Raw genomic sequence first — 26,028 nt, forward strand, 5'->3', positions numbered from 1 at the left:
ACAAGGAGCCTCATGCATCACCACCCCTGGCAGGACACCTCCCGACCCGTCGAGGAGCGCGCCGCCGATCTGCTGTCCCGGATGACCCTGGAGGAGAAACTCGCACAGCTCTCCAGCGTCTGGCCGGGTTCCGAGTCCGACGGCGAGGACGTCGCCCCGCTCCAGCACGAGGTCTCCGAAACCGTCGACCTGGACGCCCTGCTGCCCCACGGCCTGGGCCAGCTCACCCGCCCCTTCGGCACCGCCCCCGTGGAGCCGGCCGAGGGCGCGCGGGCCCTGGCCGCCTTCCAGACGAAGGTCGCCGGAGCCAACCGCTTCGGCATCCCCGCCCTCGCCCACGAGGAGTGCCTGACCGGATTCACCGCCTGGCAGGCCACCGTCTTCCCCACCCCGCTGGCCTGGGGGGCCACCTTCGACCCGGCGCTGGTGCGCGAGATGGCCGCGGCCATCGGCGACTCCATGCGCTCGGTCGGCATCCACCAGGGGCTCTCACCGGTCCTGGACGTGGTGCGCGACCCGCGCTGGGGCCGCACCGAGGAGTCCATAGGCGAGGACCCCTACCTGGTGGCGACGGTGGCCACCGCCTATGTGGCGGGCCTGGAGTCCACCGGCATCGTCTCCACCCTCAAGCACTTCGCGGGCTACTCCGCCTCCCGCGGCGCCCGCAACCACGGCCCCGTCTCGATCGGCCCGCGCGAGCTGGCCGACGTGATCCTGCCGCCGTTCGAGATGGCCCTGCGCGAGGGCGGGGCCCGCTCGGTCATGCACGCCTACAACGACCTCGACGGCGTCCCGGCCGCGGCCCACACCGAGCTCCTCACCGATCTGCTGCGCGAGGAGTGGGGTTTCGACGGCACGGTGGTCTCCGACTACTTCGGCGTCTCCTTCCTGGAGATGGCCCACCGCGTCGCCGACTCCCCCGCCCGCGCCGCCGCCCTGGCGCTGGCCGCGGGCGTGGACGTGGAGCTGCCGGGCCTGCGCTGCTACGGCGAGCCGCTGCTGAAGGCGGTGCGCTCCGGCGAGGTGCCCGAGGAGCTGGTGGACCGCGCGGCGCTGCGGGTGCTGCGGCAGAAGTGCGAGCTGGGCCTGCTCGACCCCGACTGGTCGGCCGCCCCGCCCGCCGCCTCGGCGGACACCGTGGACCTGGACCCGCCCGCGATGCGGGCGCTGGCCCGGCGCCTGGCCGAGGAGTCCGTCGTCCTGCTGGACAACTCCGGCGGCGCCCTCCCCCTGCACCCCACCGCCCGCATCGCCGTGGTCGGCCCGTACGCGGACGAGCAGGCCGCCATGCTGGGCTGCTACACCTTCCCCCGGCACGTGGGCGTCGAGCATCCCGAGCTGCCCCTCGGCGTGGAGATCCCCACGCTGCTGGACGCCCTGGGCGCCGAACTGCCCGGAGCGGTCCTGACCGACTCCCCCGCCGAGGCCGACGTCGTCATCGCGGCGCTCGGCGACCGCTCCGGCCTCTTCGGCCGCGGTACCTCGGGTGAGGGCTGCGACGCCGCCGACCTGACCCTCCCCGACGGCCAGGCCGAGTTCCTGGACGCCCTGCTGGAGAGCACCGACAAGCCCGTGGTGCTGGTGCTGCTCACCGGCCGCCCGTACGCGCTCGGCCGGTGGGAGGGCCGCCTGGCCGCAGTCGTGCAGGCCTTCTTCCCCGGTGAGGAGGGCGGACCGGCGGTCGCCGGGGTCCTCACCGGACGGGTCAACCCCTCCGGCCGGCTCCCGGTCAGCGTGCCGCGCGGCACCGGCGGCCAGCCGTGGACCTACCTCGTGCCGCCGCTGGGCCTCAAGGGCGACGCCAGCAACATCGACCCGACTCCGCTGTACCCCTTCGGGCACGGCCTGTCCTACACCTCCTTCGACTGGGAGGCCGCGGACACCGGCGCCGAAGCGCTGCCGACCGACGGTTCCGCCGAGGTGCGCGTCACCGTGCGCAACACCGGCGAGCGGGCCGGCACCGAGGTCGTCCAGCTCTATCTGCACGACCCCGTGGCGCGGGTGGCCCGGCCGGTCGTCCAGCTGGTCGGCTACGCCCGGGTGACGCTGGAGCCGGGGCAGGCGGCCGAGGTCGTCTTCGACTTCCACGCCGACCTGGCCTCGTACACCGTGGGGCCCGGGCAGCGGGTCGTCGAGCCCGGGGCGGTGGAGCTGCGGCTGGCCGCCTCCAGCGCCGACGTGCGCCACACCGTGCCGCTGACCCTGACCGGGCCGGAGCGCACCGTCGGCTTCGACCGCCGGATGACCTGCGGGGCTAAGGTCCGCGTCCTGCAGCCCTGATCCGGCCCCGAGCCGGGGCACCCGCTCCGGGGCCCTTCGGGCCGGCGCCCGCCCCGCCCCCCGGCGGGCGCCGCGCTCCTCGCCCCGGCGTCCCGTCCGGCCTACGCTGTGCCGCGCGAAGGAGACGATCGCGCCGTCACCGTGGGACCGGGCGCGCGCCGAGGCGAGGAGCTGTGACACCGATGGGCTGGACGGTACGGGACATCCCCCGCATGGACGAGCGCACGGCCGTGGTGACCGGGGCCAACAGCGGCCTGGGCTACGTGACCGCGCGCGAGCTGGCCCGGCGCGGCGCTCGGGTGGTGCTCGCCTGCCGCGACCGGGAGCGCGGGGACGCGGCCCTGGAGCGGCTGCGGGCCGAGGCGCCCGGGGCGAGCGCCGAGGTGCGGGTGCTGGACCTGGCCGATCTGGCCTCGGTGCGCGCCTTCGCCGAGACGCTCCCCCTCGACCGGCTGGACCTGCTGGTCAACAACGCGGGGCTGATGGCGATCCCGTTCTCCAGGACCGCCGACGGCTTCGAGACCCAGTTCGGCGTGAACCACCTGGGCCACTTCGCGCTGACGGGACTGCTGCTGGAGCGGCTGCTGGCCGCCCCCGCCGCCCGGGTGGTCAACGTCTCCAGCCTGATGCACCTGCTGTCGGACGTCGATCCGCACGACCCGGCGAGCGGTGTGCGGTACAACCCGTGGACGGCCTACGCCCGCTCCAAGAGCGCGAACCTGCTGTTCACCCACGAACTGGCCCGCCGCACCGTCGAGCACCGCCTGGTGGCTGCCGCCGCCCACCCCGGTTACTCGGCGACCGAGCTCCAGGGCAGGGGGCCGCGGCTGGCCGGCAACCGCGTCGCGGAGCGCGGGGCGCACCTGCTCAACCGGCTGGTCGCCTCCTCCCCGGAGCTGGGCGCGGCCCCCACCCTGTACGCCGCCACCGCCCCCGGTGTGCTCCCGGACTCCTTCACCGGCCCGCGCCTGCTGGGCGTGCGCGGCGCGCCCGGTCCGTCGCCGCGCGCCCGCCGCACCCGCGACGACGCCGCCTCCGCACGGCTGTGGGAGACCTCCGAGCGGCTCACCGGCGTGCGCTACGACTTCGCCGTGCGCTGAGCCACGCGTCCGGCGCGACGGCCGGTGTTGGGGCAACCGGCCGCCCCGCGCGACCGTTTGTTCATGCTCCGTCAAATTGGGCTCCCTACCGTTCCACGTCGTTCGACCCCGCGCCCGACCGGCCGCGGGGCCAGACGACTTCGGTGGAGTGACCATGGAACGCCGTAACTTCCTGCGCGGAGCCGTACTCACCGGATCGGTGGCCGCCTTCGGCGGATCCCTGTGGCGCGGAGCCTCCCACGCCGCGCCCGCCCAGCCCGGCGCCGGGCCCTACGGGGCCCTGCAGCCGGCCGACGCCAACGGCATCCGGCTGCCGCGGGGTTTCACCAGCCGGGTGATCGCCCGCTCCGGGCAGAAGGTGCCCGGCACCTCCTACACCTGGCACAACGCCCCCGACGGCGGCGCCTGCTACACGGACGGCAGGGGCTGGCTCTACGTCTCCAACTCCGAGATCAACCCCGGCGGCGGTGCGAGCGCCGTCCGCTTCGACTCCTCCGGGAACATCACCGGCGCCCACCGCATCCTGTCGGGCACCCGGCAGAACTGCGCGGGCGGGAAGACCCCGTGGAACACCTGGCTGTCGTGCGAGGAGGTCGACCGCGGCTACGTCTACGAGACCGACCCCTGGGGCGTGAAGCCCGCCGTGCGCCGGGACGCCATGGGCCGCTTCAAGCACGAGGCCGCCGCCGCCGACCCGGTGCGCAAGGTGATCTACCTGACCGAGGACGTCTCTGACGGCTGCCTGTACCGCTTCCGCCCCACCACCTGGGGCGACCTGTCCTCGGGGACGCTGGAGGTGATGACGGGCGGCTCGGGCACCTCCGGCTCCATCGGCTGGTCCCGCGTCCCCGACCCGTCGGCCGCCTCCACCGCCACCCGCCACCAGGTCTCGGCCGCCAAGCACTTCAACGGCGGCGAGGGCTGCCACTACGCCGACAGCACCTGCTGGTTCACCACCAAGGGCGACGGCCGGGTGTGGCAGCTCAACGCGGCGAGCGACACGATCGAGCTGGCCTACGACGACTCCCTGGTCTCCGGCACCGCGCCGCTGACGGGCGTGGACAACGTCACCGCCTCGTCCTCCGGCGACCTCTTCGTCGCCGAGGACGGCGGCAACATGGAGATCTGCGTGATCACCCCGGACGACGTGGTCGCGCCCTTCCTGCGGATCGGCGGCCAGTCCTCCTCGGAGATCACCGGCCCGGCCTTCTCCCCCGACGGCTCCCGGCTGTACTTCTCCAGCCAGCGCGGCACCAGCGGCAGCAGCTCGGGCGGCATCACCTACGAGGTGCGCGGTCCGTTCCGCTCCTGAAGCGCGGGCGCCGGACGCGGCGGGGTCCTCCGGCGGCCCCGCCGCGCCCGGCGGGGCCGCGGGGTGTCAGCGGTAGTCGTCGGGATGGTCCTGCATCCAGACGTTGATCCGGTCGCGGGTGCCGAGGATCAGGTCCTGGTGGGACTTGAGGTGCTCGTAGGAGCGGTCCTCCCCGATCCGCTCCCGCATCGCCGCGATCCACTCGATCGGCTCGGGGAAGTGACCGGGGCCCTTGCCGTCGGCCTTCATCGCCCCGTCGAGGCCGATGAGTTCGTCGACGACCCGGTTGAGCAGGTACTCGCAGTTCCCCGGGGTGCCGCAGGAGTCGTTCAACGTGGCCTGGAGCCCGGCGAACGCGTCGCGGACCGCCTTCGGCCCCGGGCTCGGCCTCCGCGGCGAGAAGGCGGCGGACTCCTCGGCCTCCGCCGAGGCGGAGGCGATGGCGCGCAGTTCCTCGGACACGGGCCCGGCCGTCTGCTCCAAGGCCGCGGACGGGGAGGGCGAGGGGCCGCCGCCCGCCTCCCGGTCCGCACCCCCGGAACAGGCGGACAGCGCCAACGCGAGGGGGACGGCGAGCACGGCGGCTCTGGCACGGCGGGTACGCACGGTGTGGTCTCCTGTCGGGCGGTCAGTGGTCAACTGTCTTGCCGAACCCAGGAGTTCACCGGCCGGGGCCACCCTCCGACCGTACGCCATGCCGCCCGGACCGCCGTGCGCGCGCCCGAAGTCGCGGGGCGCGCGCACGGCCGGGTCCGGTCAGCCGAAGGGGACGGTCAGCACCGAGCCGGAGCCGACCCGGAGCTTCGCCGGCGCGTCGCCGATCGCGCCCCACACCTCGACGCGGATCGTTCCGCCCCGCAGATCGCCCAGGCTGCCCGAGGCCGACTTCAGACCGGCGCGGGAGGCGTCGTACTCCTCCCAGCCGTCCACCGGGTCGGTGGCGAAGTAGCGGTAGGTCTCCACCCGGTCGAAGGTGCCGTCGCCGGTCAGGTCGTAGGAGACCCGCGCCTGCTGCCCGAGTCCGACGGCCGTGCCCGCGTCCACCTTCAGGCGGAAGCCGGTGGTGCCGCCGGGCTCGTAGGTGCCGTCGACGTTCCCGATCTCGTAGACCAGCGGCCGGTGGGGGGTGCCGTCGCGGTTGGCGCCGCCCGCCGAGGCGATGGTGTCGGCCGACGCGGTGGCGGCCTCGGTGGTGCTCAGCGCCCCGCCGGAGCGCAGGTGGAAGGTGTCGCCGGTGGCGGGCGGGTCCTGCGGGTCGCCGGGGTCGCCCGGGTCCGCCGTGCCGGTGCCGGTGGCCGTGGAGCGGGCCGGGACGGTCAGCTTCCCGCTGTCGGAGAACGTCACGGTCACCGCCGAGCCGGAGTGGTTGTGGGCGACGTAGGTGCGGGTGCCGCCCTTGGCGAAGACCGCGGCGGTCGGGCTGTCGGCGGTGACGGAGGTGTCGGGGGCGCCGATCGCGTCCAGGGTGGTGACCCAGTGGTAGGTGTGGGCCCTGGTCTCGCCCGCCTCCGGCTCGTACCCGCTGTGCTGCGCGTCCCAGGCCGCCTTGCCCCTGGCCGGGTCGGCCAGTGCCTGGAACTCCCAGAAGATGTCGCGCCACTCCACGGCCGGGCCGCCGTTGGCCTTCTCCATCTCGGCGATGCTGCGCCGGATGGCGTCCTTGTTGCGGGCCAGGTGCAGCGAACCGCCGGTCACGGGGAGGACGTTGATGCCGTGGATCTCCTCGGGGTTGGCCGTCCACCAGGTGGAGTAGGCGCCGCCGCTGCCCCAGACCATGCCGACCACGTCGTGGCCGAAGTCCTCGGGGTAGACCTCCTGATCGGCGTCGAACCAGTACTGGGCGATGGCCTCGGACTCGGTGGTCAGCAGGTAGACGCCCAGGTCGCGCAGGGAGTCGTCGCCGGTGGCCGAGCCCCACAGGACCAGGGCGGCGCTGAGGTTGACCGACTCCGAGGACGATTCCTGGTTGTTGCCCGCGGCGAAGCCGGCGTGCCCGGCGGCCCAGCTGTGGCCGGCGTAGACGTCGAAGCCGCGCAGGAAGGGGAACAGCTCGTCGGTGCGGCTGGGGTTGGCGGCGTCCCTCACCAGGGTCTTCACCATCCCGCCCCAGGCGGAGTCCGCCGCCCAGGCCCGGTCGTACTGGGCCACGATGGCGGCTGCCATCACGTAGTACGAGTAGTGGAAGTGGTGGTCGTTGAGCTCCTTGTCGCTGCCGTAGGAGGCGGGGTAGCCGATGAGGGTGCGCCAGTCGCGGTCGTAGGAGAACTCCGAGGCCCCGCCGACGGTGAACCACTCCTGGAGCCGGCCCTTGATCAGGCCGAGCAGCCTGTCGCGCAGGCCCGCCTCGCCGATCTGGTCGGCGATCGGCACCAGCTGGGCGAGCTTGCCGAGCTGCTTGCCCGTCCAGTAGGTGTCGGTGGCGCCGTCGAACGGGTCGGCGGCGTTCACGACCTCCTCGATGTAGCCCTTGAGTCTGGCCTCGTCCACGGCGTCCGGCACCGGCAGGCCGGGCAGTACACCGGTGACCTTCTGGGAGGTGGTGAAGGAGGCGCCCTCGCGGACCTTCATCTCACCGCGTGGCGAGGCGTAGGTCCAGCCGGTCAGGGCGTCGGAGGTGTGCAGCCACTGGTGGCGGTAGAGGGCCTGGAGGGTGCCGCGCTCGCCGCCCTCCTTGGCCGTCGTGGTCAGGGTGTAGGTGGCCTTCATCCGGCCGGCGGCCTCGTCGTAGTCCCAGGCCACTTTGGAGCCGGTGACGAAGCTGAAGGCGTACTTGCGGAAGGTGGCCAGCGCGTCCCGGCTGGGCAGGACGGCCAGCGAGAAGTAGTCCTTGCCGCCGAGGTCCGCGCGGACGTCGGTGCCCGAGACGGTCCAGTCGCTGCCGCCGGGGGCGAACAGCGCGTAGTGCCGGCCGCCGATGGTGATGCCGAGCACGTTGCCGTCGTCGGCGAAGACCTCCGGGGTGCTCGCGGCGGAGATCCGCGCGGCGCCACCGCTGCCCTGGGCGTAGACGTACGGCAGGCCGTGGCCGATGGTGGCGCGCAGGGTGCGGGAGCCGTCGGACCAGTAGGGGGTGACGGTCCAGTCGCTCCACCCGTCCGCCCTGGCGTCGGGGGAGTTCAGGCCGGCGATGCCGAGGGTCAGGTCGCGCTTGTGCGTGAACTCGTACTGGCGGCCCTCGCCCACGACGGCGTGCGAGGCGGGGTGGCCGACCTCCAGGCCGCCGGAGACGGCCCGGTAGGTCAGGGGGTGGCCGTACATGTTCTCGGAGTACGGGTTGTCGGGGTAGCGCTGGAAGGCCAGCGAGGACCACCAGTCGTTGGTGGGCACCGGCCTGTCCGCCACGGCCGCGGTGACCTTGGGCTTCACCGGTGCCCCGGCGTTGTTCTCCGGTCCGGCGGCGCCGGCGGGGCGGGTGTCGCTGTAGCCGCCCTGGCCGACGGGGACGGTGGCGGCCGTGGCGGTGTCCGCCCCGACGGCGCCGAGGCCGGTGGCGACGGCCGCCGTGGCCGCCACCGCCGCCAGCAGCGCGGCGGGACGTCTGCGGAATCTCATGAACGGCTCCTGTGGGGGGGTGTGCTCGGAGATTTCTGAGAGCGCTCTCAGATCCCGGCAACGTAGGTTTCCTCTGACCGAGCGTCAAGATGTTCGACAGAAACAATCTTGAACAACCGGTGAGCGTTCAGGTGTTGACGCCTTTGACCCCGGTACGTCCACCGGGTCCGCGCGGATCCGGCCCGGCACCGGGGTACGTATGTGCGGGAAGTCTCTCGGGGGGTGAGAGCGGGTGCCGGCGGGAGGGAGGGCCGTATGCTGGCCACATACCGTCCGTCGGGGCCACACCGAGACCGCCGGCCGGGCGAGGAGGTGAGAGGGAATGAGCGTTGCCACCGACCACACCGGGCCCTGGACCATCGCCGACGTCCTGGCCTTGCCCGAAGACCGCAGGACCCGTTACGAGCTGCTGGGGGAGTCCCTCGTAATGTCCCCCGCACCCGGTATCCGCCACCAGCGGGCATCGTTCCGCCTGCATGTCGCGCTGGACACGGCCGCCCGGGCCGTCGGTGCTCCGGTGGAGGTCCTGGAGGCCGTCAACGTCATCCTCCCCTCCGGCCTGGTGGTACCCGATCTGGTGGTCGCGGACGCCGGTGCCACCGTCGAGGACGGGGTCAGCGTGGACGCCGAGGCCGTGCAGCTCGTGGTCGAGCTGGTCTCCCCCGGCAACCGCACCGTGGACCGCAAGTTCAAGCCGATGCTCTACGCCGAGGCCGCCATCCCGCACTTCTGGCGCCTGGAGTTCGACCCGGCCCCGATGCTCGTCGTCCACGAGCTGGAGGGCGGCCGGTACACGGAGCGGACCACGGCTCTCGCGGGCACGACCACCCGCTTGGACGCCCCCTTCACCGTCGAGATCGACCCGGCCGGACTCGTCCGGCAGTAGCCGCCACGCGGCGCGGACGCGGAAGGGCGGCGCCTCCGCACAGGCGCCGCCCTTCCCTTTGTGCGCCGGGACCGCCGTTCCCGCCGGTGAGGGTCGGCCGGCGGGACGGTCCCGGTGTCAGGTGGTCTCTGTTCGCGGGTCAGCGGCTGTCGCTGCCCTCCCCGCTCTCCATGGCCGCCGCGCGGCCCGCCTCCAGGCGGGCGACGGGGATGCGGAACGGGGAGCAGGAGACGTAGTCCAGACCGATCCCGTGGAAGAAGTGGACCGACTCCGGGTCGCCGCCGTGCTCTCCGCACACGCCCAGCTTGAGGTCGGGGCGGGCGGCCCGGCCGGCCTCGGCCGCGCCTCGCACCAGCGCGCCGACGCCGTCCCTGTCGATGGTCTCGAACGGCGAGACCCCGAAGACGCCCTTCTCCAGGTAGGCGGTGAAGAAGCTCGCCTCCACGTCGTCCCGGCTGAAGCCCCAGGTGGTCTGGGTGAGGTCGTTGGTGCCGAAGGAGAAGAAGTCGGCGCACTCGGCGATCTGGCCGGCCGTCACCGCCGCGCGCGGCAGCTCGATCATGGTGCCGATCAGCAGCTTCAGATCCACGCCGCGGGCCTGCTGGACCTCGGTGATGACCTTCTCGGCCTCCTCGCGGACGCACTCCAGCTCCTGGACGGTGCCCACCAGCGGGATCATGATCTCCGCGCGGGGGTCGCCGCCGGCGGCGGCCCGGTCGGCGGCGGCCTCGGCGATGGCCCGCACCTGCATGGTGAACAGGCCGGGGATGACCAGCCCCAGGCGCACGCCGCGCAGGCCCAGCATCGGGTTCTGCTCGTGCAGCCGGCGGACGGCCCCCAGCAGCCGCCGGTCGTCCTCGTCGACCTCGCCGCGGGCCTCGGCGAGCGCGACCCGCACCGACAGCTCGGTGAGGTCGGGCAGGAACTCGTGGAGCGGCGGGTCCAGCAGCCGTACCGTCACCGGCAGGCCGTCCATGGCCTCGAACAGCTCGGTGAAGTCGCCCCTCTGCAGCGGCAGCAGCGCGGCCAGCGCGGCCTCGCACTCCTCGTCGGTCTCGGCCAGGACCAGGCGCTCGACCAGTTCGCGGCGCTCACCGAGGAACATGTGCTCGGTGCGGCACAGGCCGATGCCCTGGGCGCCGAAGCGGCGGGCGCGGGCGGCGTCCTCGGCGTTGTCGGCGTTGGCCCGCACCCGCAGGCGGCGCTCGCCGTCGGCCAGGGCCATGATCCGGTGCACGGCCCGGACCAGCTCGTCGGCCTGCTCGTCGGGCCGGGTGCGGCCCTCGAAGTACTCCACGACCGGGGAGGGCACGACGGGCACCTCGCCGCGGTGGACGCTGCCGGTGGAGCCGTCGATGGAGATGATGTCGCCCTCTTCGACGACCAGGCCGCCGGGGGCGGTCATACGGCGCTGCCTGAGGTCGACCTGGAGTTCCTCGGCGCCGCACACGCAGGTCTTGCCCATGCCGCGGGCGACTACGGCGGCGTGCGAGGTCTTGCCGCCGCGGGAGGTGAGGATGCCCTCGGCGGCGATCATCCCGTCGAGGTCGTCGGGGTTGGTCTCGCGGCGCACCAGGATGACCTTCTCCCCGGCGCGGGCGCGGGCCACGGCGGTGGCGGAGTCGAAGACGGCCGCGCCGACGGCGGCGCCGGGCGAGGCGGCGATGCCCCGGCCGATCCGCTCGACCGCGCCGTCACCGGTCCGGCTCTCGTCGAAGCGCGGGAACATCAGCTGGGCGAGCTGGGCGCCGTTGACGCGGCGCAGCGCCTCGGTCTCGTCGATCAGGCCCTGGTCGACGAGCTGGATGGCGATGCGGAACGCGGCGGCGGCGGTGCGCTTGCCCACCCGGGTCTGGAGCATCCACAGCTTGCCGCGCTCGATGGTGAACTCGATGTCGCACAGATCCCTGTAGTGGTTCTCCAGGGTCTCCATGATCCGCATGAGCTGGTCGTAGGACTTCTTGTCGATCGTCTCCAGCTCGGCCAGCGGCACGGTGTTGCGGATGCCGGCGACGACGTCCTCGCCCTGGGCGTTGGCGAGGTAGTCGCCGTAGACGCCCTGCTGGCCGCTGGCCGGGTCGCGGGTGAAGGCGACACCGGTGCCGGAGTCGGGGCCGAGGTTGCCGAAGACCATCGAGCAGACGTTGACGGCCGTGCCCAGGTCGTGGGGTATGCGCTCCTGGCGGCGGTAGAGCTTGGCGCGCTCGCCGTTCCAGGAGTCGAAGACCGCGCGGACGGCGAGGTCCATCTGCTCGCGCGGGTCCTGGGGGAAGTCGCGGCCGGTCTGCTCCGCGACGATGCCCTTGAACTGCTCGACCAGGCCCTTGAGGTCGCCGGCGTCCAGGTCGACGTCGGTGGAGGCGTTCCGGGCCCGCTTGGCCTCCTCCAGCGCCTCCTCGAACAGGTCGCCGTCGACGCCGAGGACGGTCTTGCCGAACATCTGGATCAGGCGCCGGTAGGAGTCCCAGGCGAAACGTTCATCCCCGGACTGGGCGGCGAGTCCGGCCACGGAGGCGTCGGACAGGCCGATGTTCAGGACGGTGTCCATCATCCCCGGCATGGAGAACTTGGCGCCGGAGCGGACGGACACCAGCAGGGGGTCGTCCGCCTGGCCGAGCTTCTTGCCCATCTTCTCCTCGAGGGCGTCGAGGTGGGCGCTCACCTCGTCGCGGAGGGCCGGCGGCTCGGAGCCGGAGTCGAGGTAGACCTTGCAGGCCTCGGTGGTGATGGTGAACCCGGGAGGGACCGGGAGACCGAGGTTGGTCATCTCGGCGAGGTTGGCTCCCTTGCCTCCGAGGAGGTCCTTGAGGTCCTTGTTGCCCTCGGTGAAGTCGTAGACGAACTTCTGGGTTACGTGAGGCTCTTGGTTTTCCGGCAAGAGAATCGCGCTCCTCGCTGGATCCCCTCGGCGGAGGCCGGGGGAAGGCTGCCCTGACGGCGGGGAGCGTACCCAGATCAAAGGATTTCGAGTACGGCCACCAGTGGTCCATGGGGGCGTAACCGCCGATCCGCCGAAGGATCGAAAGTAAAGGCTGATTCAAGTGGCTCGACTTGGTTCGTTCACCACTCGAACCGATCGATGCGCCGGGTGACGGGTGGCCCCCGTTTTCGCCACCCTGGGTGAGTGCGACGGCGGGCGGGTGAACGGAAGAAGGGTGGCACCGAGTGCCACTCTTTGAGAAGTGCAGGGCTGTTTTGAGTGCTCATATGAGCGAGAGCCCGATCAGAGTGGCGAGCATCACCCTCTTGACGGGCCCGGCATCTCAGCCATTGGACACATAAGGGAGCTACGCCGCTCGAATGAGCACCCGGTAGACGCGCCCCCGCCCGGCCCTCTCGGCACCCCGCCTCACAGCCCCATGGCGGCCAGCCGGGTATCGGCCCGCTCCGGTGCGTACAGGTGCTCCACGACCATCGCCCCCGCCCCCACCAGACCCGCCCGCTCCCCCAGCCGGGAGGTGACCACGGTCAGATGAGCGGTGCTGCGGGGCATCGCCCGCTGGTAGAGCAGCTCGCGCACCCCGGTGACGAACGGGGCGCCGGCCAGATCGCCCGCGATCATCAGCACTCCGGGGTTGAGCACGGTGACGACGGTGACCAGCACCTCCCCCACCCGGCGCCCCGCCTCCCGGGCCAGCCGCACCGCGTCGGGCTGTCCGGCCGCCAGCAGTTCGCGCACCCCGGTGCCGGAGGCGGCCGGAACGCCGGAGCCGGTCAGCCGCGCCGCCAGCGCCCGGCCGCTGGCGACCGCCGCAAGGCAGCCGTACGAGCCGCACATGCACAGCGCGTCGGGCCGGTCGTGCAGTCTGATGTGCCCGATGTCCCCCGCGCCGCCGTCGATGCCGCGGTACATCTCGCCGTCCACCACCAGACCCGCGCCGATGCCGGTGGAGACCTTGACCAGCAGGAAGGCGCCGCAGTCGCGCCAGCCGGTGCGCTGCTCGGCGTACGCCATGAGGTTGGCGTCGTTCTCCACCAGCACCACGGGGCCCTCGCCGTCCGCGCCGGTGCGCCGCAGATACGCCCGCCGCATCCGCTCCGGGATCGGGTAGCGGTCCCAGCCCGGCATGATCGGCGGCTGGACCACCTGCCCCGTCTCCCGGTCGACCGGCCCCGGCACCGACACCCCGATGCCGCAGACGTCTCCCGGCGCCGCCCCGGCCCGCTCCAGCAGCGGCGGGAACCACCTCGCCACCCGGTCGATCACGTTCTCCGGGCCGTCCTCGATGTTCAGCGGCCCGGTGTGCTCGGCCAGCACCCGGCCGTTGAGGTCCAGCGCGGCGGCCAGCCCGTGCCTGGTCTCCACGTCCACGGCGAGGACCACTGCGTGCGAGCCGTCGAACTCCAGGCGGTTCGACGGGCGCCCGCCCGCCGGCCCGCCCACGGGCACGGTGGCGCCGTCGCGGATCCAGCCCGCCCCGAAGAGCTGGTCGAGGCGGTGGCCGACGGTGGATCGGGACAGTCCGGTGGCTCGCTGGAGTTCGCCGCGGGTGGTCGCCTGCCCGCTGCGGATCAGTCGCAGCAGATGTCCCGCGCTGGATTGGTTCCCGGTCATACGGCCATCTTCTCCGCCCCTGTCGGCCGCAGCCGTCCCGCCCCTGCCACACGCCCTGCTCAGCCCCCGTCCGCCCACCCGCCGTGCACACCCGGCCACCCCCTGCGCCCTCCTGTGTCGGGTCTCACAGGATCACTTCTGCCTTTTCGCGAGACAGAACCCTAGGCTTATGGAGGCGTAACCTAGGAGTCGTACAGACACCGGAGTTCTCGTGGAGCGCGTCACCCAGTCCACCGACACCCCCATATGCCCGCCCGCCCCCCGGGCCGGGGGACCACGGGCGTGCGCGGCACGCTCCACCGCCCGCTCCGGCACGGGTGCGGCGGTCCGATGAAGCCCGTCCCGCTCCCCCTCACCACAGCCCGGCCGTTCATCCCCGCCCAGCGGCCGCCTGTCGGCGTCACCGCCGCCGAGCTGCGCCAGGCCGCGCGCCAGGTGCTGCTGCGCAACTGGACGGGCGCCTCGACCGTTCCCTCCCGCAGCCTGTACCCGCACCAGTGGAGCTGGGACTCGGCGTTCGTCGCGATCGGCCTGCGCCATCTGTCGGCGCCGCGCGCCCAGCGCGAGCTGGAGACGCTGATGGCCGCCCAGTGGGGCGACGGCCGCGTCCCGCACATCGTCTTCAACCCGTCCGTGCCGCTCGGCGCGTACTTCCCCAGCCCGGACTTCTGGCGCTCCTCGACCGCCGGAGCCGGGGCCGGGGCGCCCGGGCACACGCAGACCTCGGGAATCGTGCAGCCGCCCGTCCACGCGCTCGCCGCCTGGCTGGTGCACCGCGCCGACCCGGCGACCTCGCGGCGGCGCGGCTTCCTCAGACGCCTCTACCCGCGGCTGGTCGCCTGGCACCGCTACCTGACCGCCCACCGCGACCTGGGCGGGCACGGACTGGTGTCGGCCGTCCACCCGTGGGAGCCGGGCATGGACAACAGCCCGGCCTGGGACGCCCCCCTGTCCCGCGTGGAGCCCGCCGACCCCTGCTCCTTCCGCCGCTGCGACCTCGACCACGGCTCGGCCGCCGACCGCCCCACCGACCTGGACTACGGCCGGTACGTGCGGCTGGCGGCCGACTACCGCGACCACGGCTACCGGGACGCCGACGCCCCGCACCCGTTCGCGGTGGAGGACCCCGGCGTCAACGCCCTGCTGATCGCCTCCGAGCACGCCCTGGCGCAGATCGCCGCCGAGGTCGGTGCCGAGGGGCCGGAGGGCGACCCCGGCGGGCACCGCGCGCGGGCCGCGCGGCTGACCGGCGCCCTGGTGGAACGCCTGTGGGACGAGCACAGCGGCATGTTCCTGTGCCGCGACGTACGAGCCGGGCACCGCGGCGAGCCGATCCGGGAGCGCAGCGCCGCCGGACTGGTGCCGCTGATCGTCCCCGGTCTGCCGCGGCACATCGTCCGCACACTGCTGCGTACCGTCGGCGGCGAGCACTTCGGCCTGGGCGACACCGTCCGCCTGGTGCCCAGCTACGACCTGAAGGGCCACGCCTTCGACTCGTGCCGCTACTGGCGGGGACCGGCCTGGTTCAACGTCAACTGGCTGGTGGAGCGGGGTCTGAGGCAGTACGGGCACACCAACCGGGCCGACTCCCTGCGCGCCGCGGTGCTGGCCTCGGCCGCCGCCTCCGGCTTCGCCGAGTACGTCGACCCGCACACCGGGGCGGGCCGGGGCGCCCGGGAGTTCAGCTGGACGGCGGCGCTCGCCCTGGACCTGCTCTCCCGCAGCGCCGACCGGTCCGCGGACCGCGCGGCGGTGCGCACCGGGATGCGCGTCGGGGCGCTGGTGCGCAGCGGCACGGCGGGCTGAGCGGGCTCCCCGGGGCGGCTGAACCGGCCCGGTGCGCCCGGGGCCGGTTCAGCCGCCGGAGGTGTCCAGCTCGGCCTCGGCCGCGACGCCCGCGCGGTCGTACGGGTCGTCCAGCCAGCCGTCGGGCAGGGCCACCCGGTTGCGTCCGGAGGTGCGCCCGCGCGGTCCGTCCGCACCCTTCGGCCACGGCTGGTCCAGGTCGAGCTCGCCCAGCAGGTCCTCCAGCTCGGCGAGCGAGGACGCGACGGCCAGCTTCCGGCGCATCTCGGAACCGACCGGGAAGCCCTTGGTGTACCAGGCCACGTGCTTGCGGAAGTCGATCACCCCGCGCGCCTCGTCCTCCAGCCACTCCCCCAGCAGCCGGGCGTGCCGCAGCATCACCGCGGCGACCTCGCCCAGGGTGGGCTCGGCCCGCTCCGGCCTGCCCTCGCAGGCGGCCACCAGATCGCCGAAGAGCCACGGCCGGCCCAGGCAGCCGCGTCCGACCACGACGCCGTCGCAGCCGGTCTCGCGCATCATCCGCACCGCGTCGTCGGCCGACCAGATGTCGCCGTTGCCCAGCACCGGGATCTCGGGCACGGCCTCCTTCAGCGCGGCGATGGCGTCCCAGTCGGCGGTGCCGCCGTAGTGCTGGGCGGCTGTGCGGCCGTGCAGGGCGATGGCGGTGACGCCCTCCTCCACCGCGATGCGCCCGGCGTCCAGATAGGTGAGGTGGTCGTCGTCGATGCCCTTGCGCATCTTCATGGTCACCGGCAGCCCGCCGGCGCCGGTGACGGCCTCGCGCAGGATGGCCCGCAGCAGGTTCCGCTTGTACGGCAGCGCCGAGCCGCCGCCCTTGCGGGTCACCTTGGGCACCGGGCAGCCGAAGTTGAGGTCGATGTGGTCGGCCATGTCCTCGTCGGCGATCATGCGGACGGCCTTGCCGACGGTCGCCGGGTCCACTCCGTAGAGCTGGATGGAGCGCGGCTTCTCGGTCTCGGCGAAGTGGACGAGCCGCATGGTCTTGGCGTCCCGCTCGACCAGTGCCCGGGTGGTGATCATCTCGCTGACGAACAGCCCCCGGCCACCGCTGTACTCGCGGCACAGCGTCCGGAACGGCGCGTTGGTGATCCCGGCCATCGGCGCGAGGACCACTGGCGGCCGGACCGTGTGCGGACCGATGGCGAGCTGCTGTGACATGGGGGCGGGCATCCTCGTCGTCGCTCGGGGGCGGGGGCGGTCCTCAATTGTCCCCCATCCGGACCGCTCCCCCGTATGCCCCCGCCCCCGGCGGGGTCAGTGCCCCAGGAAGGCGGGCGTGAAGACCGCGAGGAAGCCTGCCAGCCCGATCAGCCCGAGGATCCAGGGCGCGGGGCTCAGCCGCGGCCCGCCGCCGCGCGCGCCGTGTTCGGCCAGGTGGTGGGCCGCCTCGGCGCGTGCGAGGCCGTGGGCCGTGAAGCGGCGGTCGCAGGTGCCGCAGACCAGATGGCGGCCCTCCCCCGTACCGCGGCGCAGACACAGCTCACGGGTGATCCTCACCTCGTGGATGCGCCCGTCCTGTCCGTAACCGCTGACCGTGCCCGTGGTCACCGTGCCCGTCGTCAGCATGCGTCCCCCCTTTTGCCGTCCTCCGGACCCCGTCCGTGTGTGCCCGGCCGATTCTGGGAGGCGGCGCGCGGCGGCACCAGAGCCGTGTGGGGCAGTGTTCGGCGGCGGCCGGTTTCCGGATCCCGGCAAACGGGACGCGGCCGGGGCGGCGGCAGGGCCGTCCCGCCTTCCGGACCCGGTGCGGGTGCCGGGGACGGCCGGAGGCCTCCGCACCCGCACCGGGTCCGGAGGCCTCCGCACAAGAGCCGCGCGTACCGCCCTTACGGCGGGTTCAGCAGCCGATCAGCCGCGCCGCGAGGTAGGACTCGATCTGGTCGAGCGAGACGCGCTCCTGCTTCATGGTGTCGCGCTCGCGCACCGTCACGGCGTTGTCGTCGAGGGTGTCGAAGTCGACGGTGACGCAGAACGGCGTGCCGATCTCGTCCTGGCGACGGTAGCGGCGGCCGATGGCGCCGGCGTCGTCGAACTCGATGTTCCAGTGCCGGCGCAGCGTCTCCGCCAGGCCCTTGGCCTTCGGGGAGAGCTGCGGGTTGCGCGACAGCGGCAGGACGGCGACCTTGACCGGCGACAGGCGCGGGTCGAGGCGCATCACGACGCGCTTCTCCATCTTGCCCTTGGCGTTGGGCGCCTCGTCCTCGGTGTAGGCGTCCAGCATGAAGGCCAGCATCGTGCGGCCGACACCGGCCGCGGGCTCGATGACGTACGGCGTCCAGCGCTCGCCGGCCTCCTGGTCGAAGTACGACAGGTCCTGGCCGGAGGCCTTGGAGTGCGAGCTCAGGTCGTAGTCGGTGCGGTTGGCCACGCCCTCCAGCTCACCCCACTCGCCGCCGCCGAAGCGGAAGCGGTACTCGATGTCGGCGGTGCGCTTGGAGTAGTGGGAGAGCTTCTCCGCCGGGTGCTCGTACCAGCGCATGTTCTCCTCGCGCAGGCCCAGCCCGGTGTACCAGTTCCAGCGCTGCTCCATCCAGTACTCGTGCCACTTCTCGTCCTCGCCCGGCTTGACGAAGAACTCCATCTCCATCTGCTCGAACTCACGGGTGCGGAAGATGAAGTTGCCCGGGGTGATCTCGTTCCGGAAGGACTTGCCCATCTGCGCGATGCCGAACGGCGGCTTGCGGCGCGAGGTCTGCTGCACCTGGGCGAAGTTGGTGAAGATGCCCTGTGCGGTCTCGGGACGCAGGTAGGCGACCGAGCCGGAGTCCTGGGTCGGGCCGAGGTGCGTGGACAGCAGGCCGGAGAACTGCTTGGGCTCGGTGAACTGGCCCTTGACGCCGCAGTTGGGGCAGTTGACGTCCGACAGGCCGGCGGCGGGGAGGCGGCCGTGCTTGGCCTCGTACGCCTCCTCGAGGTGGTCGGCGCGGAACCGCTTGTGGCACGAGGTGCACTCGGTCAGCGGGTCGGTGAAGGTGGCCACGTGGCCGGAGGCGACCCAGACCTCGGAGGCGAGGATGACCGACGAGTCGATTCCGACGACGTCGTCGCGCGAGGTGACCATGTAGCGCCACCACTGGCGCTTGATGTTCTCCTTCAGCTCCACACCCAGTGGGCCGTAGTCCCAGGCGGCCCGCTGCCCCCCGTAGATCTCGCTGCAGGGATAGACGAAGCCACGGCGCTTGCTGAGGCTGACGATGGTGTCGATCTTGTCGGCGGCCACGGTGCTCTCTTCGGTACAGACGACGGAATGCCTCAGGTTACCGGCGATGACCGGGGCGGGATCAAATCGGTTCGGGGTTCGGACGCGGGATGCCGGAAACCCGGTCGCCGCCGATCGCCGAAACCTCCATCTCATTTGACAATCATTTCCAACTAGGGCGAAAATGAGTGTCATGAACGCTCGACGCCGTCCTCTCATATCCAGCCCCCGCCGCCGCGCCGCCTCCCGTACCGCACTGGCCGGAGCCGCCGCTCTGGGCATGCTCGGCCTGACCGCCTGCGGCTCGGGCGGCCAGACGGGAGGAGGAGCGGGCGACGGGGTGAACGTCGTCGCGTCGTTCTACCCGATGCAGTTCCTCGCCGAGGAGATAGGCGGGGAGCACGTCTCGGTCACCTCCCTGGTCGAGCCCGGCGTCGAGCCGCACGATCTGGAGCTGAGCCCGCGGCAGACCGCCGAGCTGGGCGAGGCGGACCTGGTGGTCCACCTCAAGGGGTTCCAGCCGGCCGTGGACAAGGCGATCGAACAGTCCGGCGTGGAGAACGTCGCCGAGGCGACCTCCTACACCGAGCCCCTGGAGCACGGCTCGGGCCACCAGGAGGAGCACGGGGACGAGCACACCTCCGAGCACGAGGAGGGTCACGGGGAAGAGGGTCACGGGGAGGAGCCCGCCGAGGAGGGCCACGAGGGCCACGACCACGGCGGCGAGGGAGCCGCCGACCCGCATGTCTGGCTCGACCCGGTGAGGTACGCCGAGGTGGCCGAAGGCGTCGGCGACGCCCTGGCGAAGGCGGACCCGGACCACGCCGACGACTACCGGAAGAACGCCGACGCCCTGGCGAAGAAGCTCAAGGACCTGGACGCGGACTTCCGCGAGGGCCTGGAGAACCGCAGGACCGACACCTTCATCACCGCACACGCGGCCTTCGGTTACCTCGCCGACCGCTACGGCCTCCACGAGGAGTCCGTCGCCGGTCTCGACCCCGAGTCCGAGCCCAGCGGCGCGAGGATGAAGCAGCTGCACCGGGTGGCCGAGGAGGACGACGTCGACACGGTCTTCTTCGAGGCGGCGGCCGGCGAGCGCACCGCGAAGACCCTCGCCGACGACCTCGGGCTGCGCACCGACGTCCTCGACCCCGTCGAGGGAATCACCGACGCCTCCCCGGGCGACGACTACTTCGAGGTCATGCGGGCCAATCTCCAGGCCCTGCGGAAGGCGCTCGGCGCCCGGTGAGGAGGCCGATCATGACGGACGAGCACACCGCCGCGGCACGGAACGCGGCCGACGCGACGGCACCGGCGACGGCGCCTTCGGTGCTCTCCCTGCGGGGCGTGACCGCCTCGCTCGGGGCGCGGCCGGTGCTGCGCGGCATCGACCTGGCCGTGGGGCGGGGCGAGGTCGTCGCCCTGCTCGGCGCCAACGGCTCGGGCAAGTCCACGACGGTGCGGGCCGCCGTCGGCCAGGTGCAGACCTCGGGCGGTGAGCTGGAGCTGTTCGGCACCCCGCTGCGCCGCTTCCGCGACTGGCACCGCGTGGGCTACGTACCGCAGCGCTCGACGGCGGCGGCCGGCGTGCCCGCGACCGTGCGCGAGGTCGTCGCCTCCGGACGGCTGGCCCGCAGGCGGCTGGGGCCGCTGGGCCGCGGCGACCGGGCGGCGGTGCGGCGGGCTCTGGAGCTGGTCGGGCTGGCCGACCGGGCGCGGGACTCGGTGAACGCGCTCTCCGGCGGCCAGCACCAGCGCGTGCTGATAGCCCGTGCGCTGGCCGGCGAGCCCGAGCTGCTGGTCATGGACGAGCCGCTGGCCGGCGTGGACCTGCTCAGCCAGGGCGTCCTGGCCGAGGCGCTGCGCGAGCAGACCGGCGAGGGCGTCTCCGTCCTGTTGGTGCTGCACGAACTCGGCCCGCTGGCCCCGCTGATCGACCGCACGGTCGTCCTGCACGACGGCCGCGTGGAGCGCGTGGAGGGCACCGCGCACCTCCACGACCAGGCGTGCCACCCGCACGCCGATCACCTGGCCGAACCGACCCGGACCGGACTGCTGACATGATCGAGATCCTCCAGCCCGCCTTCATGCAGCGCGCCCTGCTCGCCGCGCTGCTGGTCGGCGTCGCGGCCCCCGCCATCGGCATCTACCTCGTCCAGCGCCGCCAGGCGATCATGGGCGACGGGATCGGGCACGTGGCCCTCACCGGTGTGGCGCTGGGCTTCCTGCTGAGCACCAGCCCCGTGTGGACGGCCGTGGTGGTCGCCTCGCTCGGCTCGGTCGCGATGGAGCTGATCCGCTGGTACGGCAGAACGCGCGGCGACGTGGCCCTGGCCATGCTGTTCTACGGCGGCATGGCGGGCGGCGTCCTGATCATCAACCTGGCGCCGGGCGGCACCACGGCCGATCTCCTCTCCCCGCTCTTCGGGTCGGTCATGACCGTCTCGTCCGAGGACGTCACCGCCATCGTGGTGCTGTCCGTCCTCGCCCTGGCGGTCTCCTTCGGACTGCGGCGGCAGCTCTTCGCCGTCTGCCAGGACGAGGAGTTCGCCCGGGTCAGCGGGCTTCCGGTGCGGCTGCTCAACCTGCTGCTGGCCGTCACCGCCGCCGTCACCGTGACCGTGGCCATGCGGGTGGTGGGCCTGCTGCTGGTGAGCGCCCTGATGGTGATCCCGGTGGCCGCGGCCCAGCAGGTCACGCGCGGCTTCGCGACCACCATGGGACTCGCGGTGGGCATGGGCGTGCTGGTGTCCGTGTCCGGCACCGCCACCTCGTACTACGCCGACGTCCCCCCCGGCGCCACCATCGTGCTGCTGGCCATCGCGCTGTTCGCCCTCCTGTCCGCGGCGGCCCCGCTGCTCAACCGCGCGCGGCTGAGGGCGCGGGCGCGACAGGAGGAGGGGAGCGGACCCGGCGAGCGGGCAGGAGACCGGGAGGGGGAGGACCGGCGGGCGGCCGAAGGCGTTACGGTCGTGCGGTGACCGATGGTTGTCGGCGGACGGCGCGGCCGATGACACCACCGGTGCGCGGCGCCCGGCGGCGCCCGCCGCACCTGGCACAATGGCCGATCAGCTACGCGAGGTAGCGCCGACTCTAGGAGGCAATGGTGGCGACCGCAGGTCCCCCCGTACGCGGCCGGTCGACCCGGCAGCGCGCCGCTGTGGCGGCGGCGCTCAGCGAGGTCGACGAGTTCCGCAGCGCCCAGGAGCTGCACGACATGCTCAAGCACCGAGGCGACTCCGTCGGTCTGACCACCGTCTACCGCACGCTTCAGTCGCTCGCCGACGCCGGCGAGGTGGACGTGCTGCGCACCGACGAGGGCGAGGCCGTCTACCGCCGGTGCAGCACCGACGACCACCACCACCATCTGGTCTGCCGCAACTGCGGCAGGGCCGTGGAGGTGGAGGGGCCCGCGGTGGAGAAGTGGGCGGACTCCATCGCCGCGGAGCACGGCTTCGTGGACGTGGCCCACACCATCGAGATCTTCGGCACCTGCGGCGAGTGCGCCGCCGCCCGGAGCGCCAAGGCCTGAGGGCCCGGACGCGGCGCGGCCCGGACGTTCCCGGCGGGAGCGTCCGGGCCGCGCCGCGCATCCGGCGCCGCGTGCCCGGACGCGCGGCGTCAGGCCTGCGGCGGTACGGTCCCCTCCGGCTGCCCGGAGGCCTCCCCCGGGGCGGGCGCCACGGGCTCGGCGCCGCCGAAGCGGCGGTCGCGGCGGGCGTACTCCAGGCACGCGTCCCACAGGTTGCGGCGGTCGAAGTCCGGCCACAGCACGTCCTGGAAGACCATCTCGGCGTACGCGCTCTGCCATATCAGGTAGTTGGAGGTGCGCTGCTCGCCCGAGGGCCGCACGAAGAGGTCCACGTCCGGCATGTCCGGGTAGTACAGGTACTTCGCCACCGTCTTCTCGTTCACCTTCGACGGGTCCAGCCGCCCGGCCCGCACGTCCGCCGCGATGGCCGCCGCCGCGTCGGCGATCTCGGCCCGGCCGCCGTAGTTGACGCAGAAGTACAGCGTCATGGCGTCGTTGTCCTTGGTCTGCTCCTGCGCCACCTGGAGTTCCTGGACGACCGACTTCCACAGCTTGGGCATCCGGCCGACCCAGCGGATGCGGATGCCGAGCGCGTCCATCTCGTCGCGGCGGCGGCGGATGACGTCGCGGTTGAAGTTCATCAGGAAGCGGACCTCCTCGGGGGACCGCTTCCAGTTCTCGGTGGAGAAGGCGTACAGGGAGAGGTTCCTCACGCCCATCTCCAGGCAGCCCTTGAGCACGTCCATCACGACGCCCTCGCCGACCTTGTGCCCCTCGGTGCGCGGCAGCCCGCGCTGCTTGGCCCAGCGCCCGTTGCCGTCCATCACCACCGCCACGTGCCTGGGCACCAGATCGGCGGGGATGCTCGGCGGGCGCGCGCCGGAGGGGTGCGGTTCGGGCGTGAGGTACTCGCGACGCTGCCGGGACAGCATTCCGCGCCGTGCCATGCGGTTCATCTCCAGTCGGGCGGGGCCCGGGAGGGCCGCGCCTGGGTGAGGACGGGGAAGGGATACCGGGAGCGTAGCCGGTCGGCTCCCTCAGGTCTTCTCGACGTAGCGCAGGGAGCGCAGGCCCCGCTCCAGGTGCCAGTGCAGATACGCCGACACCAGCCCGCTGCCCTCGCGCACGTGCCGGGCCTCGGCCGCGTCGGCCGTCGCCCAGTCGCCCGTCAGCAGCGCGCCCAGCAGCCGCAGCGCCTCGGGGGACGGCACGACGCTGCCCGGCCTGCGGCAGTCGGCGCACACCACCCCGCCGGCGGCGACGGAGAAGAACCGGTTGGGGCCGGGCAGCCCGCACTGGGCACACGCCTCGAAGCTGGGCGCGTAGCCGCCCACCGCCAGGGAGCGCAGCAGGAAGGCGTCCAGCACCAGCGCCGGGGCGTGCTCGCCGGCGGCGAGGGTGCGCAGGCCGCCGATCAGCAGCAGGTACTGCTGGACGTTGGGCTCGCCCTCGTGGTCGGTGAACCGCTCGGCCGTCTCCAGCATGGCCGTCCCGGCGGTGTAGCGGGCGTAGTCGTCGACGATGTTCCGCCCGTACGGCGCGATGGTCTCGGTCTGGGTGCACAGCGGCAGGCCGCGGCCGACCAGATCGCTGCCGCGCGCGAAGAACTGGATGTCGACGTGGGAGAACGGCTCCAGCCGCGCCCCGAACTTCGACTTGGTGCGCCGCACGCCCCGGGCCACGGCCCGTACCCGTCCGTGTCCGCGCGTGAGCAGCGTGATGATGCGGTCGGCCTCGCCCAGCTTCTGGGTGCGCAGGACCACGCCGTCGTCGCGGAACAGACTCATTCCCCCATTGTCTCCCACCCTTCCCCCGGCCGGGGGACGCGGGCCGGAGGAACACGGGCGGGGCGCGCGGGGCCGGGAAGCGTCAGGAAGGGGTGGTGCGGGCGGCGTTCAGCAGCCGGTCGGTCTCCTCCCCGCACAGCCTCAGCGTCCGCCCCACCATGCCCAGCGTCCTGCGCTCGCCGGGGGTGTAGGGGCCGTCGGCGAGCGCGATCCGGGCGCCCAGCAGCAGCAGGCTCTCGCGGCCGGGCCCGGCCAGGTGCGGGGCGAGCGGGGCCAGGGCCTCGTGCAGCTCTATCTCCATGGTGACCCCGTCGCAGCCCACCGCCGCGAGCAGGGCGACCAGCTGCTCCTCGGAGCAGCTGGTGAAACCGGCGGCCCGCACGCCCTCCACGGCCGCCTCACGGGCCGACCGCGCCTCGCAGCCGCCCACCGCCAGCACCGCCAGCGCGACGGCGTGCACGGCGTCGCGGAGCATGGCGCCCAGCCGGGTGGTGGTGGGGTGGTCGAGGGCGTCGGTGCCGAAGTGCCCCTCGCAGGCCGCGCACTCCAGCACGGGCCCGGCCTCGCCCCGCGGCAGCACGGGGAGGCCGAGCACCACCAGGCGGCGGCGCCCGGTGCGGCGTCTGTAGTTGCGGTCGCCGCCGCAGGAGGGACAGAAGAACTCGCCGTCGTCGACCGTGTGCCAGGCCGTGCGGACGCCCGCCAGCCGCAGTCTCCGGCCGTCCCGGCCCCGGGGGTGCACCACTGCCGTACCTCCGTCACGCTCCTGCGCCATTGCCGCGTGGGCGTGATGTTAACCACATCGGTGAGGTGCCGTCAGTACCCCGGAGGTCACCCGTCCCTTCCCCTTGTGGCCCTTGCGGGCCGGTCCGGAAGGCGTACGCGCAGGTCGGAAAGGGTTCCGTGGCGTCCCCGCGCCGGACGTAAACCTTTGCGAAAGCATGGGGCGCCGAGGACGCCGGGAGCCCCGGCAAACCGGTCGCGTACCGCCGCCGCGGCCAGCAGGATGACACCCGTGAACACCATCCACCCGGAGGACGCGGACATCACGCGGACCATCACGGGCCCGGAGCGCACGGGCGAACAGCGGCTTCCCGGCGGAAGACGGCTGGGCTGGGCGGAGTGGGGGCCGCGGGACGGCCTCCCCGTGCTGTTCTGCCCGGGCGCGGGCACCAGCAGGCACCTGGGGTTCGGCGCCGGCGCGGTAGCCCGGCTAGGAGTGCGGCTGGTCTCCCTGGACCGGCCCGGGCTGGGCGCCTCCGGCCCGCTCCCCGGGCGCACCTTCGCCGACTTCGCCGAGGACGTCCGCGCCTTCGCCGCCGCCCGGGGCCTGGTACGGCCCGCCATGGTGGGCAACTCGCAGGGTGCGCCGTTCGCCCTGGCCTGCGCCGAGCGGGGTGTGGTGGCGGCGCTCGCGGTGGTCTCCGGGGCGGACGAGGTCGCCGAGCCGCGGTTCGCGGGTGTGCTCCCGCGGGAGCTGCGGCGGCTGGTGGACACCGCCGTCGCCGATCCGTCCGCCGCCGAGCGGATCTTCGCCGGTCTCACGCCCGGCGCCCTGCGCGAGATGATCGTGTCGAACAGTCCCGGGTGCGATCTGGCGGTCTACCTGAACCCCGCCTTCGACGCCGCCTGGCGGCGGGCCCTGGAGGAGGGCTTCGCCCAGGGGCCGGGCGGCTACGCCCGCGACACCGCCCTGGCCATGGGCCGTTGGAGCGCCCACGGGCTCGACCCCTCGCGCATCGCGGTGCCGGTGGACCTGTGGTACGGGGAGGAGGACACCGGCCACTCCCCCGACCGGGGCGCGGGCCTGGCCGCCCGCATCCCCGGCGCGGTGCGCCACACCGTCCCCGGCGCCGGGGGCGCGCTGCTGTGGACGCACGCCGGGGAGATCCTGCGCGCCCTGCTGGACCGCGCCCGCCCCGCGCGGTGACCCCCGTGGAGACGGCCCGCCCCCGCCGGACGTCCGGCGGGGGCGGGCGGTGCTCGCAGCGGAGG

Annotated in this window: 20 protein-coding genes; 10 read left to right on the forward strand and 10 right to left on the reverse strand. The window is 73.3% G+C overall.

Annotation, left to right across the window (positions count from 1 at the left end):
* The first annotated feature begins 12 nt into the window (after window positions 1-12).
* The 3 genes from ACW69E_RS00205 to ACW69E_RS00215 all read left to right on the forward strand — a co-directional run bounded on the left by ACW69E_RS00205 (window position 13) and on the right by ACW69E_RS00215 (window position 4,692).
* Window positions 13-2,280 (forward strand): beta-xylosidase/alpha-l-arabinosidase, encoded by a 2,268-nt coding sequence (locus ACW69E_RS00205; protein WP_457496121.1) that lies wholly within the window; start codon window positions 13-15, stop codon window positions 2,278-2,280.
* Between the two features lie 182 nt (window positions 2,281-2,462).
* On the forward strand, window positions 2,463-3,380 hold the full coding sequence (locus ACW69E_RS00210) for an oxidoreductase (RefSeq protein WP_457496122.1): 918 nt from the start codon (window positions 2,463-2,465) through the stop codon (window positions 3,378-3,380).
* Window positions 3,381-3,534: 154 nt separating this feature from the next.
* Window positions 3,535-4,692 (forward strand): alkaline phosphatase PhoX, encoded by a 1,158-nt coding sequence (locus tag ACW69E_RS00215; protein WP_457496123.1) that lies wholly within the window; start codon window positions 3,535-3,537, stop codon window positions 4,690-4,692.
* A gap of 66 nt (window positions 4,693-4,758) precedes the next feature.
* Here ACW69E_RS00215 and ACW69E_RS00220 read toward each other — a convergent pair whose 3' ends face one another.
* Both ACW69E_RS00220 and ACW69E_RS00225 read right to left on the reverse strand, forming a co-directional pair.
* Window positions 4,759-5,298 carry a hypothetical protein gene (locus tag ACW69E_RS00220; RefSeq protein ID WP_457496124.1) on the reverse strand — a complete coding sequence of 180 codons (540 nt, stop codon included), beginning with the start codon at window positions 5,296-5,298 and terminating at the stop codon, window positions 4,759-4,761.
* 150 nt (window positions 5,299-5,448) lie between these two features.
* Window positions 5,449-8,244, reverse strand: a complete 2,796-nt coding sequence (locus ACW69E_RS00225) for a glycosyl hydrolase (protein WP_457496125.1) — start codon at window positions 8,242-8,244, stop codon at window positions 5,449-5,451.
* A gap of 322 nt (window positions 8,245-8,566) precedes the next feature.
* Here ACW69E_RS00225 and ACW69E_RS00230 point away from each other — a divergent pair, with 322 nt between their 5' ends.
* Window positions 8,567-9,130, forward strand: a complete 564-nt coding sequence (locus tag ACW69E_RS00230) for a Uma2 family endonuclease (protein ID WP_457496126.1) — start codon at window positions 8,567-8,569, stop codon at window positions 9,128-9,130.
* Window positions 9,131-9,269: 139 nt separating this feature from the next.
* On the opposite strand, the gene ppdK is transcribed toward ACW69E_RS00230, so the two are convergent.
* Together ppdK and ACW69E_RS00240 are read right to left on the reverse strand one after the other, a co-directional pair.
* Window positions 9,270-12,008 (reverse strand): pyruvate, phosphate dikinase, encoded by a 2,739-nt coding sequence (gene ppdK / locus ACW69E_RS00235; protein ID WP_457496127.1) that lies wholly within the window; start codon window positions 12,006-12,008, stop codon window positions 9,270-9,272.
* A gap of 471 nt (window positions 12,009-12,479) precedes the next feature.
* The gene (locus ACW69E_RS00240) at window positions 12,480-13,685 is read right to left on the reverse strand and encodes an ROK family transcriptional regulator (RefSeq protein ID WP_457496128.1); all 1,206 of its coding nucleotides are present in this window, start codon (window positions 13,683-13,685) and stop codon (window positions 12,480-12,482) included.
* Between the two features lie 330 nt (window positions 13,686-14,015).
* Between ACW69E_RS00240 and ACW69E_RS00245 the strand changes: the two genes are divergently transcribed.
* A complete protein-coding gene (locus tag ACW69E_RS00245) occupies window positions 14,016-15,491 on the forward strand; it encodes an MGH1-like glycoside hydrolase domain-containing protein (RefSeq protein WP_457496129.1) in 1,476 nt (491 codons plus the stop codon).
* A gap of 48 nt (window positions 15,492-15,539) precedes the next feature.
* Here ACW69E_RS00245 and dusB read toward each other — a convergent pair whose 3' ends face one another.
* From dusB to ACW69E_RS00260, 3 genes are all read right to left on the reverse strand, one after another.
* Window positions 15,540-16,682, reverse strand: a complete 1,143-nt coding sequence (dusB, locus tag ACW69E_RS00250; protein ID WP_457496130.1) for a tRNA dihydrouridine synthase DusB — start codon at window positions 16,680-16,682, stop codon at window positions 15,540-15,542.
* An 84-nt stretch (window positions 16,683-16,766) separates the two neighbouring features.
* Window positions 16,767-17,078: a hypothetical protein gene (locus tag ACW69E_RS00255; RefSeq protein ID WP_457496131.1), complete on the reverse strand. Its 312-nt coding sequence runs from the start codon at window positions 17,076-17,078 to the stop codon at window positions 16,767-16,769.
* Window positions 17,079-17,349: 271 nt separating this feature from the next.
* Entirely contained in the window at window positions 17,350-18,732 is a 1,383-nt protein-coding gene (locus ACW69E_RS00260; RefSeq protein ID WP_457496132.1) for a glycine--tRNA ligase, read from the reverse strand.
* A gap of 172 nt (window positions 18,733-18,904) precedes the next feature.
* Between ACW69E_RS00260 and ACW69E_RS00265 the strand changes: the two genes are divergently transcribed.
* The 4 genes from ACW69E_RS00265 to ACW69E_RS00280 all read left to right on the forward strand — a co-directional run bounded on the left by ACW69E_RS00265 (window position 18,905) and on the right by ACW69E_RS00280 (window position 22,246).
* Entirely contained in the window at window positions 18,905-19,963 is a 1,059-nt protein-coding gene (locus ACW69E_RS00265) for a metal ABC transporter substrate-binding protein (RefSeq protein WP_457496133.1), read from the forward strand.
* Window positions 19,964-19,974: 11 nt separating this feature from the next.
* Window positions 19,975-20,778 carry a metal ABC transporter ATP-binding protein gene (locus ACW69E_RS00270; RefSeq protein ID WP_457496134.1) on the forward strand — a complete coding sequence of 268 codons (804 nt, stop codon included), beginning with the start codon at window positions 19,975-19,977 and terminating at the stop codon, window positions 20,776-20,778.
* On the forward strand, window positions 20,775-21,695 hold the full coding sequence (locus tag ACW69E_RS00275; protein WP_457496135.1) for a metal ABC transporter permease: 921 nt from the start codon (window positions 20,775-20,777) through the stop codon (window positions 21,693-21,695). The genes ACW69E_RS00270 and ACW69E_RS00275 overlap by 4 nt, the downstream gene beginning before the upstream one ends.
* Window positions 21,696-21,820: 125 nt before the next feature.
* The gene (locus ACW69E_RS00280; RefSeq protein WP_457496136.1) at window positions 21,821-22,246 is read left to right on the forward strand and encodes a Fur family transcriptional regulator; all 426 of its coding nucleotides are present in this window, start codon (window positions 21,821-21,823) and stop codon (window positions 22,244-22,246) included.
* Between the two features lie 89 nt (window positions 22,247-22,335).
* On the opposite strand, the gene ACW69E_RS00285 is transcribed toward ACW69E_RS00280, so the two are convergent.
* The 3 genes from ACW69E_RS00285 to ACW69E_RS00295 form a co-directional block, all read right to left on the reverse strand.
* On the reverse strand, window positions 22,336-23,193 hold the full coding sequence (locus ACW69E_RS00285) for an isoprenyl transferase (RefSeq protein ID WP_457496137.1): 858 nt from the start codon (window positions 23,191-23,193) through the stop codon (window positions 22,336-22,338).
* Between the two features lie 90 nt (window positions 23,194-23,283).
* Window positions 23,284-24,033, reverse strand: a complete 750-nt coding sequence (gene recO, locus ACW69E_RS00290; RefSeq protein WP_237882920.1) for a DNA repair protein RecO — start codon at window positions 24,031-24,033, stop codon at window positions 23,284-23,286.
* 82 nt (window positions 24,034-24,115) lie between these two features.
* Window positions 24,116-24,808 (reverse strand): TerB family tellurite resistance protein, encoded by a 693-nt coding sequence (locus ACW69E_RS00295; RefSeq protein ID WP_457496138.1) that lies wholly within the window; start codon window positions 24,806-24,808, stop codon window positions 24,116-24,118.
* 240 nt (window positions 24,809-25,048) lie between these two features.
* Here ACW69E_RS00295 and ACW69E_RS00300 point away from each other — a divergent pair, with 240 nt between their 5' ends.
* The gene (locus ACW69E_RS00300; protein WP_457496139.1) at window positions 25,049-25,963 is read left to right on the forward strand and encodes an alpha/beta fold hydrolase; all 915 of its coding nucleotides are present in this window, start codon (window positions 25,049-25,051) and stop codon (window positions 25,961-25,963) included.
* Window positions 25,964-26,028 lie beyond the last annotated feature (65 nt).

Source organism: Streptomyces sp. SS8 (genome assembly GCF_054072955.1).